The organism is Pseudomonas sp. Pseusp18, from assembly GCF_059506005.1.
In genome coordinates this window covers 380,906-398,910 of record NZ_CP169240.1, presented here as the reverse complement: position 1 = coordinate 398,910, position 18,005 = coordinate 380,906, and the positions used below count along the sequence as shown (strand labels likewise).

The following is an 18,005-nucleotide window of genomic DNA, read 5'->3' as shown; positions in this document are numbered from 1 at the left end:
ACTATTTGACCTCGACCACAGTGCCCAGCAACCGCTGCAAGGCTTCGTTCACCGCTTTGGGCATGAGCTGGCGCAAGCAGTTGTAATGACCGAAACGGCAGGTGCGATCGAAGCACGGACTGCATTCGATACCCAGGCGCACGATCTCGACGTGTTCGGCCAGCGGCGGCGTGAAGCCCGGCGACGTCGAGCCGTACACCGCCACCAGCGGGCGGTTCAGCGCGGCGGCCACGTGCATCAGGCCGGAGTCGTTGGAGACCACCGCGTCGGCGCAGGACAGCAGATCGATGGCCTCGGCCAGGGAAGTGCCGCCACTGAGGTTCACCGACTCTTCACGCAGCCCCGGAATCAACCGCCCACGAATGTCTTCACCCACCGCGTGATCGTTTTTCGAGCCGAACAGCCAGACTTGCCAGCCTTCACGAATCTTCGCCTCGGCGACCTTGGCATAGTGCTCGGACGGCCAGCGCTTGGACTCGCCGAACTCGGCGCCGGGGCACAGCGCCAATACCGGACGATCAAGGGCCAGGCCGAACTTGGCCAGCGCGCCGTCGCGGGTCACCGGGTCGATCTGCAGGCTCGGCCGTGGATAAGGTTTCGGCAGCTCGATGCCAGGCTCAAAGGCCAGGGCCATGAAGCGCTCGATCATCAACGGATAACGCTCTTTGTCGAGCGTGCGCACATCATTGAGCAGGCCGTAGCGGAACTCGCCACGCCAGCCGGTGCGTTTCGGGATGCCGGCAAAAAACGGCACCAGGGCCGATTTCAGCGAATTGGGCAGCAGGATGGCCTGGTCGTACTGACCGACCAGGGATTTACCGATGCGCCGACGCGTTGCCAGTTCCAGCACGCCGTGGCCGAGCGGGAAGCTCAAGGCCTGGCGTACTTCGGGCATGCGCTCGAGGATCGGCCGGCTCCACTCGGGGGCCAGCACGTCGATTTCGCACTGCGGGTGGCGTTGTTTGAGACACTGAAAAAGTGTCTGCGCCATCACCATGTCACCGACCCAACTGGGCCCAACGATCAGAATTTTCATGTGGTTTCCAAAAACGAACCGGGGAGGCATACGCCTCCCCGCCTCGAGAATCCAGCACCTGCGGGGTGAGCCGCCAGGTCATTTGGACGAGCCTGTACAGGCTCGTCAGATCAATTTTTGCACATCCAGTGCGTGCAGCTTAGCCAGTAAATCTCTTGGGCTGACTTGTTAATGTGGCGAGGGGGCTTGCCCCCGCTGGAGCGCGGAGCACTCCCAAAATCTTCAACCACTTACACATATTATCGAGTGTAACGCTTTGCGACTGCTGCGCAGTCGAACGGGGGCAAGCCCCCTCGCCACAGCAAGCTCCCTCGCCACAAAAGCCTGCCGCACTCATGTCAGCTTAACCCCAGCTCACGCCAGATCCGCATGACCTGCCGTCGCTCATCCGCGAACTGGTCGCCCGGTATCACGCCGGCATCCTTCTGCAAGGCCTCCCGGTGAGCGGCGGAGCGGTAGGCTTTATAAGCCTCACGCAACAGGCTGGCGTCTTCGGAGGGTATCAACCCTTCCTCCTCCAGCCCTTCCAGAATGCGGATATTGTCGGTATAGCGCAGCAATGACGGATGTGTTTCAGACCACGCCAGAGCCGCGTATTGCACCATAAATTCAATATCGACGATACCTCCAGCGTCCTGCTTGAGATCGAACGGCGCCGTGGCCTCGAAGGCATTTGCCGCCGTGCCCGCCGCTGTGCTCTTGCTGCCGAGATTATCGCGCATCTTGGCGCGCATCTCGCTGACCTCCTGGCGCAAGGTCGACAGGTCCCGCGATTTGGCCAATACCGTCGCGCGAACCTTCTCGAATGCCTGGCCGACATCCTGACTGCCCACCAGCACCCGCGCCCGCACCAGCGCCTGGTGCTCCCAAGTCCAGGCCTCGTTTTCCTGATACCGGGCAAACGCCCCCAATGAACTCACCAGCAAACCGGAAGCGCCGGACGGTCGCAGGCGCATGTCCACTTCATACAGCTGACCGGAGTTGGTCTGGGCCGTCAGCAAGTGAATGATCCGCTGCCCGAGCCGGGTAAAGAACTGCGCGCCGTCGATGGGTTTCGGGCCGTCGGTTTCCGCTTGCGGATCCGCGTCATGGATGAACACCAGGTCCAGGTCCGAACTGTGCCCCAATTCCAGACCGCCGACTTTCCCGTAACCGACAATGATGAATCCAGGGTCGCACACGCTGCCGTCGGTGCGCAGCGGTGTACCGTACTTGGCCACCGTCTGGCGCCAGGCCAGGGCCAGCACTTGTTCGAGGATCGCTTCGGCAAGCCAGGTCAGGTAATCGCTGACTTTCATCAACGGCAGGCTACCAGCAATTTCCGAAGCAGCGACACGCAAGCGGTGCGCCAGTTTGAAATGCCGCAGGGCCTCCATTTGTTGTTCGAGGTCGTCTTCGGGAATCCGCGTCAGACGCTCGCGCAACTCGGCCGCCAGTTCCGGCGCCAGCGGCGGCTTGAACAGCCGGCCTTCGTTGAGCAATTCGTCGAGCAGCAACGGGAAGCGCGTGATCTGCTCGGCAATCCACGGGCTCGCCGCGCACAGTGTCAGCAGACGGCGCAGCGCACCGGGGTTTTCGGTCAGCAGCACCAGATAGGCGGAACGCCGCGCCACCGCTTCAACCAGTGGCAGCACGCGCTCCAGCACCAGATCGGGATTGGCGTGCTCCACGGCCTGGGCCAGCAAGCGCGGAATAAATGCATCGAGACGCTCCCGCCCCAGACGCTGCATGGCACGCAATTGCGGACTGCTGCGCAGACTGGCCAATGCTTTCAGCGCCTTGGCGGCATCGGCGAAACCGCCCTCTTCGAGTTGGCGGCACGCGGCTTCTTCGTCCTGGGCTTCTTCCCACAGCGGCAGCCATTCCCCGCCGACCACCACTTCGCTCTCGGTGCCTTGCTCTTCATCAGGATCGGCAATCACCTGACCAAAGTGCCAGGCCACCCGGCCACGCCAGTACATCAGTTGTTCGTGGAATGCCGTCCAGTTGGCAAACCCGAGCATAAAGGCAATGCGCGCCTGATCCTGCGCGCCGTCCGGCAACATCTGGGTCTGGCGGTCGGCAATCGCCTGAATCGCGTGCTCGGTGTAACGCAGGAATTCGTAGCCTTCGCGCAGTTCGCTGACCACCGCCGGAGGCAGATAGCCCTGCCCCTCCAGGGTGCTCAGTACTTTTAATAGAGGACGCTGCTGCAGGCTCAGGTCGCGACCACCGTGAATCAGCTGGAAGGCCTGGGCGATAAACTCGACTTCACGGATGCCGCCGGAGCCAAGCTTGATGTTGTCGGCCATACCCTTGCGCCGGACTTCCTGCTGGATCAGCTGCTTCATGGTGCGCAGCGCTTCGATGGCCGAGAAGTCCAGGTAACGCCGGTAAACGAACGGCCGCAGCATCTCGAGCAACTGGGCGCCAGCCACTTGATCGCCAGCCACCACCCGCGCCTTGATCATCGCGTAGCGTTCCCAGTCGCGACCCTGATCCTGGTAATACTGTTCCAGCGCATTGAAGCTCAGCACCAGAGCGCCGGACGAACCGTAAGGCCGCAAGCGCATGTCGACGCGGAACACAAAACCGTCGACAGTCATCGGGTCCAGCGCCTTGATCAGACGCTGGCCGAGGCGAATGAAAAACTCCTGGTTATCCAGCGAGCGTTTCACGCCGACGGTTTCGCCGCCCTCGGGGTAGGCAAAGATCAGGTCGATGTCCGACGACAGATTCAGCTCCACCGCGCCAAGTTTGCCCATGCCGAGGATGACCATTTGCTGCGGCTCGCCGCTGCGCCGCCCGGTGGGCACACCGAACTGCTGGCAATGCCGCGAGTACAACCACTGATAGGCCTGATCGATGCTGGCATCGGCCATGTCCGAGAGGTCGCGACAGGTCTGCACCAGATCGGCCTGGCGAGTCAGGTCGCGCCAGATGATCCGCACCTGGTGACGATTACGCTGGCGGCGCAGGGCACGGCCTAGCTGGTCGTCGGTTTCGGCGGCGCTCACCGCCATGGCGATCTGTGCGCACAACTCGCCCGGTGCCAAGGCGCGGTCCAGTTCGCCGGACTGCACCAGTTCCAGCAACATCAAAGGGTCACGCAGACTCTGTTCAATCACAAAGTCGCTGGCAGCGGCGACGCGGGCAAATTGCGCCCAGCGCTCAGGCGTCCAGGCAGACAGGCCATGGTCATCGGGAAGAACCCCGACTGTCGTACGAAACGACTGCTCGGCGCGGGTGACTAACGGCAGGAGCCCATCGGGCAGTTCGGCAAGCGAAGGGAGGCTCATGGTCTATCCTTGATCGGCGTGTGAAGGGCTGCATGTAGTGATTCGTGAAAACACACTACGTGACTGACTGTCGAACAAAGGTTAGAAATAGCTGAAATTTCTTTATTTTTGGCAGCGATCATCAAGCTTCCACCTTTTTCGATTGGCAAAAGACCAACCTTAACGATTATTCTCACAACGCAGCCGGAGGCCACAAGCCAATCATCTGTAGTTTTACTACTCGTCTATACATTCGAAAGGCTGAAATGCCCGAAGATTTGTAGTAAAACTACACGCCGCCGGAACAACCTATCGGCAATCCAAGAATTTATATCGTCTGCCCACAAGGCCAGTCGCAAACTCAGGCAACCGATTCTGGAAGCCTTTCCGCCCTGGAGCAAGCCATGCAAGACCTCGATCCCGTCGAAACCCAGGAATGGCTGGACGCCCTGGAATCGGTTCTCGACAAAGAAGGCGAAGACCGTGCTCACTATCTGATGACCCGTATGGGCGAACTCGCAACCCGTAGCGGTTCGCAATTGCCTTACGCCATCACCACGCCATACCGCAACACCATTCCCGTTACCCACGAAGCACGCATGCCTGGCGACCTGTTCATGGAACGCCGCATTCGCTCGCTGGTACGCTGGAACGCGATGGCCATGGTGATGCGCACGAACCTGAAAGATTCTGACCTGGGCGGTCACATCTCCAGCTTCGCCTCCAGCGCAACCCTGTACGACATCGGCTTCAACTATTTCTTCCAGGCCCCGACCGACGAACACGGCGGCGACCTGATCTACTTCCAGGGCCACACCTCGCCAGGCGTTTACGCCCGTGCATTCATGGAAGGCCGCATCACCGAAGACCAGATGAACAACTTCCGCCAGGAAGTCGACGGTCAGGGCCTGTCGTCCTACCCACACCCATGGCTGATGCCTGACTTCTGGCAGTTCCCGACCGTATCCATGGGTCTGGGTCCGATCCAGGCGATCTACCAGGCACGCTTCATGAAGTACCTGGAACACCGTGGTTTCATCCAGCCAGGCAAACAGAAAGTCTGGTGCTTCCTGGGCGACGGCGAGTGCGACGAGCCGGAATCCCTGGGCGCCATCTCCCTGGCCGGCCGCGAAAAGCTGGACAACCTGATCTTCGTCATCAACTGCAACCTGCAGCGCCTCGACGGCCCGGTTCGCGGCAACGGCAAGATCATCCAGGAACTCGAAGGCGTGTTCCGCGGTGCTCAGTGGAACGTGACCAAAGTCATCTGGGGCCGTTTCTGGGACCCACTGCTGGCCAAGGACGTCGACGGCATCCTGCAACGCCGCATGGACGAAGTCATCGACGGCGAGTACCAGAACTACAAAGCCAAAGACGGCGCGTTCGTGCGTGAACACTTCTTCAACACGCCAGAACTCAAGGCGATGGTTGCCGATCTGTCCGACGACGAGATCTGGAAACTCAACCGTGGCGGCCACGACCCGTACAAGGTCTACGCGGCGTACCACGAAGCGGTCAACCACAAAGAACAACCGACTGTCATCCTGGCCAAGACCATCAAAGGTTATGGCACCGGTGCCGGCGAAGCGAAAAACACTGCGCACAACACCAAGAAAGTCGATGTCGACAGCCTGAAGTTGTTCCGCGATCGTTTCGACATTCCGGTCAAGGACGAAGAACTGGAGAACCTGCCGTTCTTCAAACCGGAAGAAGGCAGCGCCGAAGCCCGTTACCTGGCCGAGCGCCGTACCGCACTAGGCGGTTTCGTACCACAGCGTCGCGCCAAGAGCTTCAACATCCCGACTCCTCCACTGGACACCCTCAAGGCGATCCTGGACGGCTCGGGCGACCGTGAAATTTCCACCACCATGGCCTTCGTGCGGATCCTCGCGCAACTGGTCAAGGACAAGGAAATCGGCCCGCGCATCGTACCGATCATCCCGGACGAAGCCCGTACCTTCGGTATGGAAGGCATGTTCCGTCAGTTGGGCATCTACTCCTCCGTCGGCCAGCTCTACGAGCCAGTCGATAAAGACCAGGTGATGTTCTACAAGGAAGACCAGAAGGGCCAGATCCTCGAAGAAGGCATCAACGAAGCGGGCGCCATGAGCTCCTTCATCGCTGCCGGTACTTCGTACTCCAGCCACAACCAGCCAATGCTGCCGTTCTACATCTTCTACTCGATGTTCGGCTTCCAGCGTATCGGCGACCTGGCCTGGGCTGCCGGCGACAGCCGTACCCGTGGCTTCCTGATCGGCGGCACCGCCGGCCGTACCACCCTGAACGGTGAAGGCCTGCAACACGAAGACGGTCACAGCCACCTGCTGGCTGCCACCATCCCGAACTGCCGCACCTACGATCCAACCTACGGCTACGAGCTGGCGGTGATCATTCAGGACGGCATGAAGAAGATGACCGAAGAGCAACAGGACGTCTTCTACTACATCACCGTAATGAACGAGTCCTACCAGCAGCCAGCCATGCCGGCCGGTGCCGAAGAAGGCATCAAGAAAGGCATGTACCTGCTCGAGGAAGACACCCGCGAAGCGGCGCACCACGTTCAGCTGATGGGCTCCGGCACCATCCTGCGTGAAGTCCGTGAAGCGGCGAAGATCCTGCGTGAAGAGTTCAACGTCGGCGCCGACGTATGGAGCGTTACCAGCTTCAACGAACTGCGTCGCGATGGCCTGGCCGTTGAGCGTACCAACCGTCTGCACCCTGGCCAGAAGCCTAAGCTGAGCTACGTCGAAGAGTGCCTGAACGGCCGTAAAGGTCCGGTCATTGCCTCTACCGACTACATGAAGCTGTTCGCTGAACAAATTCGTCAGTGGGTCCCGTCCAAGGAATTCAAAGTCCTGGGCACCGATGGTTTCGGCCGCAGTGACAGCCGCAAGAAGCTGCGTCACTTCTTCGAAGTAGACCGTCATTTCGTGGTGTTGGCAGCCCTGGAAGCCTTGGCTGACCGTGGTGACATCGAACCTAAAGTGGTGGCTGAAGCCATCGCCAAGTTCGGCATCAACCCGGAAAAACGCAACCCACTGGACTGCTGAGGAGACACTCTGTGAGCGAACTCATTCGCGTACCTGACATCGGCAGCGGTGAAGGTGAAGTAATTGAACTGTTTGTGAAGGTCGGCGACCGTATCGAAGCCGATCAGAGCATCCTGACGCTGGAATCGGACAAGGCGAGCATGGAAGTGCCTGCGCCTAAGGCCGGCATCATCAAGAGCCTGAAAGTGAAGCTGGGCGATCGCCTGAAAGAAGGCGACGAACTGCTGGAACTGGAAGTCGAAGGTGCCGCTGCCCCAGCCTCTATACAGCCCCCTGCGGCGGCCGCTGCGCCAGCCAAAGCTGAAGCCAAACCGGCTGCCGCACCTGCGCCGGCGGCGCCTGCTGCCGCGCCGGCTGCTGCCAGCATTCAGCAAGTGCACGTGCCGGACATCGGTTCGTCGGGCAAGGCCCAGATCATCGAGATCCAGGTCAAGGTCGGCGACACCGTCGAGGCTGATCAGTCGCTGATCACCCTGGAATCCGACAAGGCCAGCATGGAAATCCCTTCGCCCGCCGCTGGCGTGGTCAAGGCCATCAGCGTCAAGCTCAACGACGAAGTCGGCACGGGTGATCTGATTCTGGATCTGGAAGTGGCGGGTGCCGCGGCCCCTGCTGCTGCCGCTGCTGCCGCTCCTGCCCAGGCTGCTGCGCCTGCTGCCGCGGCTCCGGCTGCACCGGTTGCCGACAGCGTTCAGGACATTCACGTCCCGGACATCGGTTCGGCTGGCAAGGCCAAGATCATCGAAGTACTGGTCAAGGCTGGCGACACTGTTGCCGCCGACCAGTCGCTGATCACCCTGGAATCCGACAAGGCGAGCATGGAAATCCCATCGCCTGCCGCTGGCGTGGTGGAAAGCATTTCCATCAAGCTGGATGACGAAGTCGGTACCGGCGACCTGATCCTGAAGCTGAAAGTCAAAGGCGCAGCACCTGCTGCAGCCCCGGCTCCGGCTGCCGCTGCTGCGCCGAGTGCTCCAGCGCCTGCCGCTGCCGCTCCGGCTGCCGCCGCTCCTGCTGCCCCGGCTGCTGCTCCTGCCAAGCCTGGCGCGAAAGTTCACGCCGGCCCTGCCGTGCGTCAACTGGCCCGCGAGTTCGGCGTCGAGCTGAGCGCTGTCGGCGCCAGCGGTCCGCACGGTCGCATCCTGAAGGAAGACGTTCAGGTTTACGTCAAGGCCATGATGCAGAAGGCCAAGGAAGCTCCGGCCGCTGCAGCTGGTGCAACCGGCGGCGCGGGCATCCCGCCGATCCCGGTCGTCGACTTCAGCCGCTTCGGCGAAATCGAAGAAGTGCCGATGACCCGCCTGATGCAGGTCGGCGCTGCCAACCTGCACCGCAGTTGGCTGAACGTGCCGCACGTGACGCAATTCGACTCGGCGGATATCACCGAGCTGGAAGCGTTCCGTAACGCCCAGAAAGCCGTTGCAGAGAAGGCCGGCGTCAAGCTGACCATCCTGCCGCTACTGCTCAAGTCCTGCGCACACCTGCTCAAGGAACTGCCGGATTTCAACAGCTCGCTGGCACCAAGCGGCAAAGCGATCATCCGCAAGAAATACGTGAACATCGGCTTCGCCGTCGACACCCCGGATGGCCTGCTGGTACCGGTCATCAAGAACGTCGACCAGAAGAGCCTCCTGCAACTGGCCGCCGAAGCTGCTTCCCTGGCTGAAAAAGCCCGGACCAAGAAGCTTTCGTCGGACGAGATGCAAGGCGCCTGCTTCACCATTTCCAGCCTCGGCCACATTGGCGGCACCGGCTTCACGCCGATCGTCAACGCGCCGGAAGTGGCGATCCTCGGTGTTTCCAAGGCAACCATCCAGCCAGTCTGGGATGGCAAAGCCTTCCAGCCGAAACTGATGCTGCCGCTGTCGCTGTCCTACGATCACCGTGTGATCAACGGCGCCGCTGCTGCACGCTTCACCAAGCGTCTGAGCGACCTGCTGGCGGACATCCGCACCATCCTGCTGTAACACCGACTGGCCCTCCCCTGGCGGAGGGCCAATCGCGTTCCACGTTTTCCGAGCGCCACGCTCGTACCTCAACCCCGTCGATTTGGCGGGGCTTTTTTTGCCTGAAAAAAGCCCTCATTCGCACTTTATTCCTACATTCCCGGCTTACGCCACCTACACCCCCAGTCCACTTCTGCCCGATATTTTTTTCCAGCCAATAACTAGTCTTAGTTTGGAGATTTCTTATAGAAACCTCGACAACTTAATCTGCTTAGTTAGCATTACCTCGAATGGATTCGAACATGTTCAAACCAACTGTCGGCCCAATTATCGGCCACACCACAACTAACCATGCGCGTATTTTCTTGCGCGGTGAATTACAGAACGATGCCTTGGTATTTGCGGGCATCCGTTATCGACGCACAGCCGAGAAACTCTGGTCCAAAGGCGTATTTGTAAAACTGTCCGTCTTGCGCGACATGTCCGATGTAATTGCACTCAATGACCTGGCCACCGACACCGACTATGAGTACCAGGCAGGCTGGTTCAGCCCCATGAGCCCGGTGCATACCGTGGAGACAGTTCAGGAACTGCCGCTGCAATGGCCACGGGAGATTTACCGCTTTCGCACGCAGTCCAGCAAAACCAGCCAGCCACGGGCCTATATCGTCGGCTCGTGTCGTTACCTGCGAATGACCGCCGGCATTGCGTCGGCCCCACAGTTGGGCGACCGGATTTTTGCCTCGATCAACAGCCTGGCGGACAGCGCCGAACCGCCCATCAGCGCCATGCTGATGACTGGCGACCAGATTTACGTCGATGACCTGAACCTCCTGGCCCCCGACCGGGAATACCAGGACATCCTAAAGAAGTACCGCACAGCCTTTTCGCAGCCTCATATCTCCAAGTTAATGTCGGGCATGCCGACTTATATGATCCTCGACGACCATGAAATAGAAGACAACTGGCCCGCCAATAAAAGTAACGCCGATGATTACTTATACAAAAATGCCATTGCAGCATATGAGTTATATCAAGCCAGTCACAGCCCCACGCATGAACTGCTGGCCAATGGGCAAGTAAGCAAAAGACTGGAGCAGTATTGGTATCAGTTCTCCGAGGGTGATATCGGGTGGTTTGTCACCGATAGCCGGACGCGACGCAATCTGTCGGCCAACGACCGGCGTATCCTTGACGAAGAACAGGAACAGGCGCTGCTCAAATGGCTGATCAATAGCTCGGCCCGGGTCAAATTCGTGGTCACCAGCGTCATGTTCTATCCCGACCGCAAACTAAACGGCGATGACGCCTGGAAAGCCTTCCCGGAGCAACGCCTACGGCTGCTGGAGACGATTCGTACACGCGGTATAAAAAACGTCTTGTTCATTTCCGGCGATGTCCACGGCTCCCTCACCAGTCGCCTGACCCACAGCGAGAACCCGGATTTCGAAGTCCACACCATCGTGTCTTCACCGCTGTGCAACAGCAAGCTGCTGCCGTATGCCAAGGCATCGACTTTCATCCTCGATCAAGCCCTGGCCCGAACAGCGGCGGGCGACTATCGGCATGAACTGACCAGCGAGGTGATCAGCCAGGACAATTTTGCCCATCTGGTCGTCGAGGCCGAACAGGTTCGCGTCAATTATCACGATCGGGATGGCAAGCCATTGCAGTCGATCAGCATCAAATTGCGTTGACCCTTGGAAAAGATCGCAGCCTTGCAGGAGCCGCCGAAGGCTGCGATCTCTTGATTCACAGCATTACTTTTCGGCGCCTCGTTGAAGAATTCTCCACGTCTGCCGACATATTCTTATAGCACTTGGCCTTCATGTCTCTTGTCAGTCGGTGTCGCAATGATGCAACCTTGCCGCAGGCAACAGTAAAGAGGGCGAGAGCCCGGCGCGATCAGCATATTCGAAGCGAGTTTCCCTCAATGAAAAGCCAACCCGATGCCGCCAGCCGTATGGTGGCCGAGGTAGTGACGCAGTTGCCTGTGCCCTCGCGGCTCGGCATGCTGCGTTTCGAACGGCTGAATGAACCAAGCTGGGCGCTGCTGTTTCTCGATCCCAATTGCGAACGACAGTTCGGCCTGCCAGCGGTGGAGCTTTGTGCTCTGGTCGGCTCGCCCTACGCCAGCCTGATGGAACCCGAAGCGCGCTATCAACTGCATGACACGATCCAGCAGCAACTCACCGAAAGCCCGCATTACCTGATCCGCTACACCTTGCACACCGCCGCCGGCGTTCTGAGCCTGCTGGAACTGGGCGAAGCCTACAAACAACACAATCGACACCTGTTGCGCGGCTACCTGATGGTGGTGGACGGCCTGTTCGACGGCGAACCGTTGCTGCCGGCGCTGGATCTGGAAACCCAGAACTCACGCCTGCAAATCGCCCTGGAACTCAATCAACGTGCCCAGCAGGAACAACTGCAGCACTTGGACCGAGTGCGTGCCCAGCAAGACCTGATCCTGCTGCTGACCCGCCAGCGCTACAGCACCAACAATTCCTTGCAAGAAGCTGCCGAACTGATCACCCGTAGCGCCTGCGACATCTACGAAATCGACTGCGCCAGCCTGTGGAACCTCGATGGCTCGCTACTGACGCCGATCTCGGCCTATCACCGCGCCACCCGGGGTCGCCAACTGCCGGCGCCGATCGACGCCAGTGGTTTTCCCGATTACCTCGACGCCTTGCACACTGGCCGCGCCATCGACGCCCACAACGCCATGCGCGACCCACGCACCCGGGAAATCGCCGAGCACCTGCGCCCGCGCGACGTCAACGCCATGCTCGACGCCAGCATCCGCGTCGATGGCCAGGTGGTCGGCGTGCTCTGCCTGGAACAGATCGGGGCGACCCGCGCCTGGCAGTCGGACGAAATCGCCTTTGCCGGCGAACTGGCGGATCAATTCGCCCAAGTCATCAACAACCACAACCGCCGCACCGCCACCAGCGCCCTGCACCTGTTCCAGCGTGCTGTGGAGCAAAGCGCCAACGCCTTTCTGCTGGTCAATTGCGACGGCGTGGTGGAGTACGTCAACCCAAGCTTTACCGCGATCACCCAGTACACAACCGAGGAAGTCCACGGCCAGCGGCTGTCGGAACTGCCGGCGCTGGAAAACCTCAGCGAGCTGCTGTTCGACGCTCCGTCGGCGCTGGCCAAGAGCAACAGCTGGCAGGGCGAGTTCAAGAGCCGGCGTAAAAACCTCGAGCCCTACTGGGGCCAGTTGTCGATTTCCAAGGTCTACGGCGACAACCGCGAACTGACCCATTACATCGGCATCTACGAAGACATCACCCATACCAAGCTCGCCCAGCAACGAATCGAGCGCCTGGCTTACACCGATAACCTGACCAACCTCGGCAACCGCCCGGCGTTCATCCGCAACCTCGACGAGCGCTTCGCCCGAGACAGCGATACGCCAATCAGCCTGCTGCTGGTGGACATCGACAACTTCAAGCGGATCAACGACAGCCTCGGCCACCAGACCGGCGACAAACTGCTGATCAGCCTGGCCCGGCGCCTGCGCAACAGCCTGAGTTCGAGCGGCAGTCTGGCGCGGTTTGCCAGTAACGAATTCGCGGTGCTGCTGGACGACACCGACCTCTCGGCGGGCCAACAGGTTGCCAATCAATTACTGGCAACCCTCGACAAACCGATGTTCGTCGACAACCAGTTGATCAGCGTCACCGGCTCCGTGGGCCTGGCCTGCGCGCCGCTGCACGGTCGCGACCCACAGACGCTGATGCGCAACGCCGGCCTGGCGCTGCACAAGGCCAAGGCCAACGGCAAACACCAGGTGCAAGTGTTCACCGAAGCGCTGAACGCCGAGGCCAGCTACAAACTGTTCGTCGAAAACAACCTGCGCCGCGCCCTGACCCAGAACGAGCTGGACGTGTTCTACCAACCCAAGCTGTGCCTGCGCAGCGGTCGCTTGCTGGGCATGGAAGCGCTGCTGCGCTGGAACCATCCGGAAAAAGGCATGATCCGCCCGGACCAATTCATCAGCGTGGCCGAAGAAACCGGCCTGATCATCCCGATCGGCAAATGGATCGCCCGCCAGGCCTGCCGCATGAGCAAGGATTTGACCGCCGCTGGCCTGGGCAACCTGCAAGTGGCGATCAACCTGTCGCCCAAGCAGTTCTCCGACCCGGACTTGGTGGCGTCCATCGCCAACATCCTCAAGGAAGAAGCGCTGCCGGCGAACCTGCTGGAGCTGGAGCTGACCGAAGGCCTGCTGCTGGAAGCCACCGAAGACACGCACTTGCAGCTCGATCAGCTCAAGCGTCTGGGCCTGACCCTGGCGATGGACGACTTCGGCACCGGTTACTCGTCGCTCAGCTACTTGAAAAAATTCCCGATCGACATCATCAAGATCGATCGAAGCTTCATCCACGAAATCCCGGACAACCAGGACGACATGGAAATCACCTCCGCCGTGATTGCCATGGCCCACAACCTGAAACTCAAGGTCGTGGCTGAAGGCATCGAGACTGCCGAGCAACTGGCCTTCCTGCGCCGCCACCGCTGCGACGTCGGCCAGGGCTACCTGTTCGACCGACCGATCCCGGGCTCCGAGCTGATCGAAAAGCTCAAACGCTACCCACGCGGCCCAATCGCCTGACAGCGACGTAACACTCGGGCAAACTGGCAGTCTGTATTTACATCTCAACCTGACTGAGAGGACTGATCATGGTTCTGCGCTCGGAAATTCTGGTGAACAAAAACGTGCTCCCGACTAAAGAACAAGCTCTGCCTGGCCGCGAAACCCCGATCAAGGTTCCGGAGAAACACTTCGTCAACGGCAACCCGCTGCTGGGCCCGTTTCCGGGCAACGTAGAATTCGCAATCTTCGGCCTGGGTTGCTTCTGGGGCGCGGAACGTAAATTCTGGCAGCGCGAAGGCGTGTTCAGCACCTCGGTCGGTTACGCCGGCGGCTTCACGCCGAACCCGACCTACGAAGAAGTCTGCTCGGGCCTGACCGGGCACACCGAAGTGGTGCTCGTGGTGTATGAGCCGGAAAAAGTCAGCTATGAACAGCTGCTGAAAATGTTCTGGGAACTGCACAACCCGACCCAGGGCATGCGCCAGGGCAACGACATCGGCACCCAGTACCGCTCGGTGATCTACTGCACCAAACCGGAACAACTGGAAGCGGCGAAGAACAGCGCGAAAGTGTTCCAGGCAGAATTGACCAAGGCTGGCAAAGGCATCATCACCACCGAAATCGACGAAGCCCCGACGTTCTACTACGCAGAGGCGTATCACCAGCAGTACCTGGCCAAGAATCCTGAGGGGTATTGCGGGATTGGCGGTACTGGCGTGACGTGCCCGATCTAACCGCTTAAAGCAAAAGATCGCAGCCTCGTTTCACTCGACAGCTCCTACAGAGAAATGCATTCCGTTGTAGGAGCTGTCGAGTGAAACGAGGCTGCGATCTTTTGATCTTGCTTGTCGATTGACCCTATTCGGCAATCAACCAATCCATCTGCCATCCACCCTGGGTCTGCCCCAACTTCTTGGACAACCACGGCAGCAACTCACGCAATTCCTCTTCCAGCCCCCACGGCGGATTGGCAATCGCCAACCCCGAACCATTCAGGCTGTTCGGCGTATCCAGCGGATGCACCAACAACTCCACCCGCAGCAACTTCGGCGCGCCCGAGCCGGCCAGATCCTGATAGAAGCGCCGCAACGCCCGCTGATCCTTCACCGGATACCAGATCGCCGCCACCGTCTGGCGCATCCGGCCAATCGCCTCTTTCAGCGATGCCGCACAACGCTGCATCTCATCGAGCTGCTCAAATGGCGGATCGATCAACATCACCGCCCGCTTCTCCGGCACCGGCAACAGCGCACGCGGCACATGCCAGCCTTCGCCCAGGTGAACCTTCACCCGACGATCGCCCTTCATGTTGTCCTTGAGCAACACACCGTCTTCCGGGTGCTTCTCGTTCAGCAACACGCGATCCTGCGGCCGGGTCAGGCGCCGCGCCAACTCCGGCGACCCCGGGTAATAGCGCAACTGGCCATCCGGGTTCATCTCGTGCAACACCTTCATGTAATCAGCGGTCAGCGCCGGCAAATCCGGCTGATCCCACAACCGCGCGATCCCTTCCAGGTACTCACCGGTACGACTGGCCTGATCGCCCTGCAGGTCATACAGACCGATGCCGGCGTGAGTGTCGAGATAGGCAAACGGCTGCTCCTTGCGCGACATCAAGGCGATGAGGCGGGTCAAAGTCAGGTGTTTGAACACATCGGCGTGATTGCCGGCATGGAAGGCGTGACGATAATTCATGGCTGCTCCTGCGAAGGCCGGGAAGTTTACCCTGTACGGCGCAGGACGTCAGGGGTTCGCGGCTGAGCGGGCAAGTACAACCCCAATACCGCGCCAATCCATAAACCCTGTGGCGAGCGGGCTTGCCCCCGTTGGGCTGCAAAGCAGCCCCAAAATATCCAGACCACCCCATAACCTGTGGCGAGGGAGCTTGCTCCCGCTCGACTGCGAAGCAGTCGCCAAACCAAGCCACTCGGTACAGCTGACAAAACGGGATTGCAGGTTTTGGGGCTGCTACGCAGCCCAACGGGAGCAAGCTCCCTCGCCACAAAAGCCACTCGACGTTATTCCGAAGGCCGGGCCCGCAACCGCCGCCCCACCACATCCAGCACATCACACCCGTCACGCAATGAAATGGCACAGAGCAAGGCAAAATCACTAAGAATGAAGGATTCGCACTCGACCGAGCCGCGCATCGACATGTTTTCCAGCACCTGAGTGACTGCGCGAATTCGATAGCTGGCTGTGTCGGTCAAGATGTCCAGCGGCGCGAGGGTATCGACGAATAGCGTGGGCATGTCGGTGCTGTTGCCGGTGAGGGCCATGAAGCGGCTTTTTGGGTGGGGAATTGGTTTTTCGTAGGGTGGGTCGGGGTGAAGATTTTTCATTTTCAAGTTCCAGAGGCAGTAAACAGGAACTGCCATCAGCCTTCCTACAGGCTGGGGTGGCAGCTATGCGCGGGGTAGGAATATCGAGGCCTTTGGAAAACTCGACCACACCGAAGCGTGCCCGCGCACAACCGCCGCAACTGATATTACGGACGCACGTTAACGGCCGCAAACCAAGCTTCAACGCTAATACATTTCCAACGACTTTGAAGGGTTCCTACACCCCGCCACTGAGTCTTCAGTGACCACCAGAGACTATCGATGGAATGCATTTCAAACCAGTTCATGGAAACCGATACGAGTTGAAGGAAACTTCTGACGGGCTTGCCCGGAAATTTCGCTATATCGGCCTATCAGGATGCTTCGTCACTCACCACGTGGCTCTATCTTCCTGACTCGCTTTGAGCAAATCTTCTTCCCAAACCTCTAGCGCCAGCGTGTAGACATGCTGAAAAAAGCCCCTAGGGCTCTCCAATTTGTACCACTCCTCACGAGGCCAGCTTGATGCTTCGCCCTCATCTATTTCGAACAAACTTTGGAAATCATAGTTTCGATCATGCAGTTTATCCGCCAGAGACTCCACCAACACGAACTTATGCCTATAAGACAAACACCCGAGATCCAGCGCGTATTTTTTAATCAGGCCTACCCTATCAATCTTATTATCAGGATCATAAACCTCAAGTTCCATGCCAAGTGTTTCCTCCCGATCGTAAACACTAAATCGACCAACGAACCACATTAACCCTGCATCAAACTCCTCATCCACAAATGGACATCGCAACATTCCTTACCTTCCAACGAAATCCGACACACCTATGTAAACGCTACAAGCGGCACAAAAAAAAATACCGTTACTACTCAAACTGCTTTAACGTCAACCTGGCATAGCACTCATAATAAAACTTCGAACCACTGTCACTTTGATCATTCCTAAAATCAAAAAACTGCTTATACAGCGACTGGATCGCAGGATCATTAATCGTTCGCATACTGTCTAAAACCAAGCAAAGCTTGTAAAACTCATCCTCTCGTTTCAAATTTTCCTGTTGATACTCATCTCTCGACATAATCCCGCGAAACCGAGAGCTATGAAACGGCAGTTTTGCACTTTGGCGAAACATCCACAAAAAACATTTAGAAAGCAAACCTGCAAAATACAATCTACTCGGGCAAGCTGGATCAGCAGCCAACTCCAACAACCCTTTGGCACCAAAAATATCCATTACTGCGCTTTGGAAAATTGCAGCATCACCATCATCGTCACTTTCATACATATCAATAACGATGTCGTTATACGCCCATTCCAGTATCAATTCTCGCGTTATACTCTCAGACATCAAAATTCACCAACTAGATTGATCTTCGAGACTAGCTTTTTGAAGATCAACCTTCCACTCCTCACCAGCCAACTTATAAATATCCTCAAAAAAACCTCGATGATCGTCTATTTCCGTTTCGTCCCATGCCATAGACGTATTTGTCTCGTAATCGCTTTCAAACTGTGTAGAAAAATCAAAATTCGACTGCGCTAAAGCATCCTCAAGGATTTTAAACATCAAAAAACGATGCCTATATGGCAAATGCTCGAAACGACCCAATATGAACTTCCTAATAATTTTTTCTCTATCACCACTATCATTTGGGTTATAGACCCACAATGCCTCACCTAGTGTTTCCTCACGATCAAAAATAGAGATACCTCCCAGCCAGTACAAAAGCGTCGGTTCAAAAGGAAGGTCATACATAGGCCACTTCAACATTT

At 58.5% G+C, this 18,005-nt stretch carries 12 protein-coding genes; 5 read left to right on the top strand and 7 right to left on the bottom strand.

The features are described 5' to 3' along the window. Position 1: 1 nt before the first annotated feature. Positions 2–1,036, bottom strand: a complete 1,035-nt coding sequence (gene waaF, locus ACEN9A_RS01670) for a lipopolysaccharide heptosyltransferase II (RefSeq protein WP_258672140.1) — start codon at positions 1,034–1,036, stop codon at positions 2–4. A gap of 338 nt (positions 1,037–1,374) precedes the next feature. Continuing rightward, on the bottom strand, positions 1,375–4,314 hold the full coding sequence (gene glnE / locus ACEN9A_RS01665) for a bifunctional [glutamate--ammonia ligase]-adenylyl-L-tyrosine phosphorylase/[glutamate--ammonia-ligase] adenylyltransferase (RefSeq protein WP_258672139.1): 2,940 nt from the start codon (positions 4,312–4,314) through the stop codon (positions 1,375–1,377). A 383-nt stretch (positions 4,315–4,697) separates the two neighbouring features. Between glnE and aceE the strand changes: the two genes are divergently transcribed. From aceE to msrA, 5 genes are all read left to right on the top strand, one after another. After that, positions 4,698–7,343 (top strand): pyruvate dehydrogenase (acetyl-transferring), homodimeric type, encoded by a 2,646-nt coding sequence (aceE, locus tag ACEN9A_RS01660; RefSeq protein ID WP_019650741.1) that lies wholly within the window; start codon positions 4,698–4,700, stop codon positions 7,341–7,343. Between the two features lie 11 nt (positions 7,344–7,354). Next, positions 7,355–9,310 (top strand): dihydrolipoyllysine-residue acetyltransferase, encoded by a 1,956-nt coding sequence (aceF, locus tag ACEN9A_RS01655; RefSeq protein WP_413388449.1) that lies wholly within the window; start codon positions 7,355–7,357, stop codon positions 9,308–9,310. Between the two features lie 281 nt (positions 9,311–9,591). Beyond that, a complete protein-coding gene (locus ACEN9A_RS01650; RefSeq protein ID WP_258672136.1) occupies positions 9,592–10,986 on the top strand; it encodes an alkaline phosphatase D family protein in 1,395 nt (464 codons plus the stop codon). Positions 10,987–11,222: 236 nt separating this feature from the next. After that, the gene (locus ACEN9A_RS01645) at positions 11,223–13,916 is read left to right on the top strand and encodes a putative bifunctional diguanylate cyclase/phosphodiesterase (RefSeq protein WP_019650744.1); all 2,694 of its coding nucleotides are present in this window, start codon (positions 11,223–11,225) and stop codon (positions 13,914–13,916) included. Positions 13,917–13,984: 68 nt separating this feature from the next. Further along, the gene (gene msrA / locus ACEN9A_RS01640; RefSeq protein WP_018928566.1) at positions 13,985–14,632 is read left to right on the top strand and encodes a peptide-methionine (S)-S-oxide reductase MsrA; all 648 of its coding nucleotides are present in this window, start codon (positions 13,985–13,987) and stop codon (positions 14,630–14,632) included. A 124-nt stretch (positions 14,633–14,756) separates the two neighbouring features. Here the strand turns inward: msrA and ACEN9A_RS01635 are convergent, their stop codons facing one another. The 5 genes from ACEN9A_RS01635 to ACEN9A_RS01615 all read right to left on the bottom strand — a co-directional run bounded on the left by ACEN9A_RS01635 (position 14,757) and on the right by ACEN9A_RS01615 (position 18,003). Then, positions 14,757–15,593 (bottom strand): 23S rRNA (adenine(2030)-N(6))-methyltransferase RlmJ, encoded by an 837-nt coding sequence (locus tag ACEN9A_RS01635; protein WP_258672135.1) that lies wholly within the window; start codon positions 15,591–15,593, stop codon positions 14,757–14,759. Positions 15,594–15,916: 323 nt separating this feature from the next. Continuing rightward, on the bottom strand, positions 15,917–16,240 hold the full coding sequence (locus ACEN9A_RS01630) for a hypothetical protein (RefSeq protein WP_258672134.1): 324 nt from the start codon (positions 16,238–16,240) through the stop codon (positions 15,917–15,919). Between the two features lie 370 nt (positions 16,241–16,610). Next, entirely contained in the window at positions 16,611–16,931 is a 321-nt protein-coding gene (locus tag ACEN9A_RS01625; protein ID WP_258672133.1) for a hypothetical protein, read from the bottom strand. Positions 16,932–17,097: 166 nt separating this feature from the next. Then, on the bottom strand, positions 17,098–17,580 hold the full coding sequence (locus tag ACEN9A_RS01620; protein WP_258672132.1) for a hypothetical protein: 483 nt from the start codon (positions 17,578–17,580) through the stop codon (positions 17,098–17,100). 6 nt (positions 17,581–17,586) lie between these two features. After that, positions 17,587–18,003, bottom strand: a complete 417-nt coding sequence (locus ACEN9A_RS01615) for a hypothetical protein (RefSeq protein WP_258672131.1) — start codon at positions 18,001–18,003, stop codon at positions 17,587–17,589. Positions 18,004–18,005 lie beyond the last annotated feature (2 nt).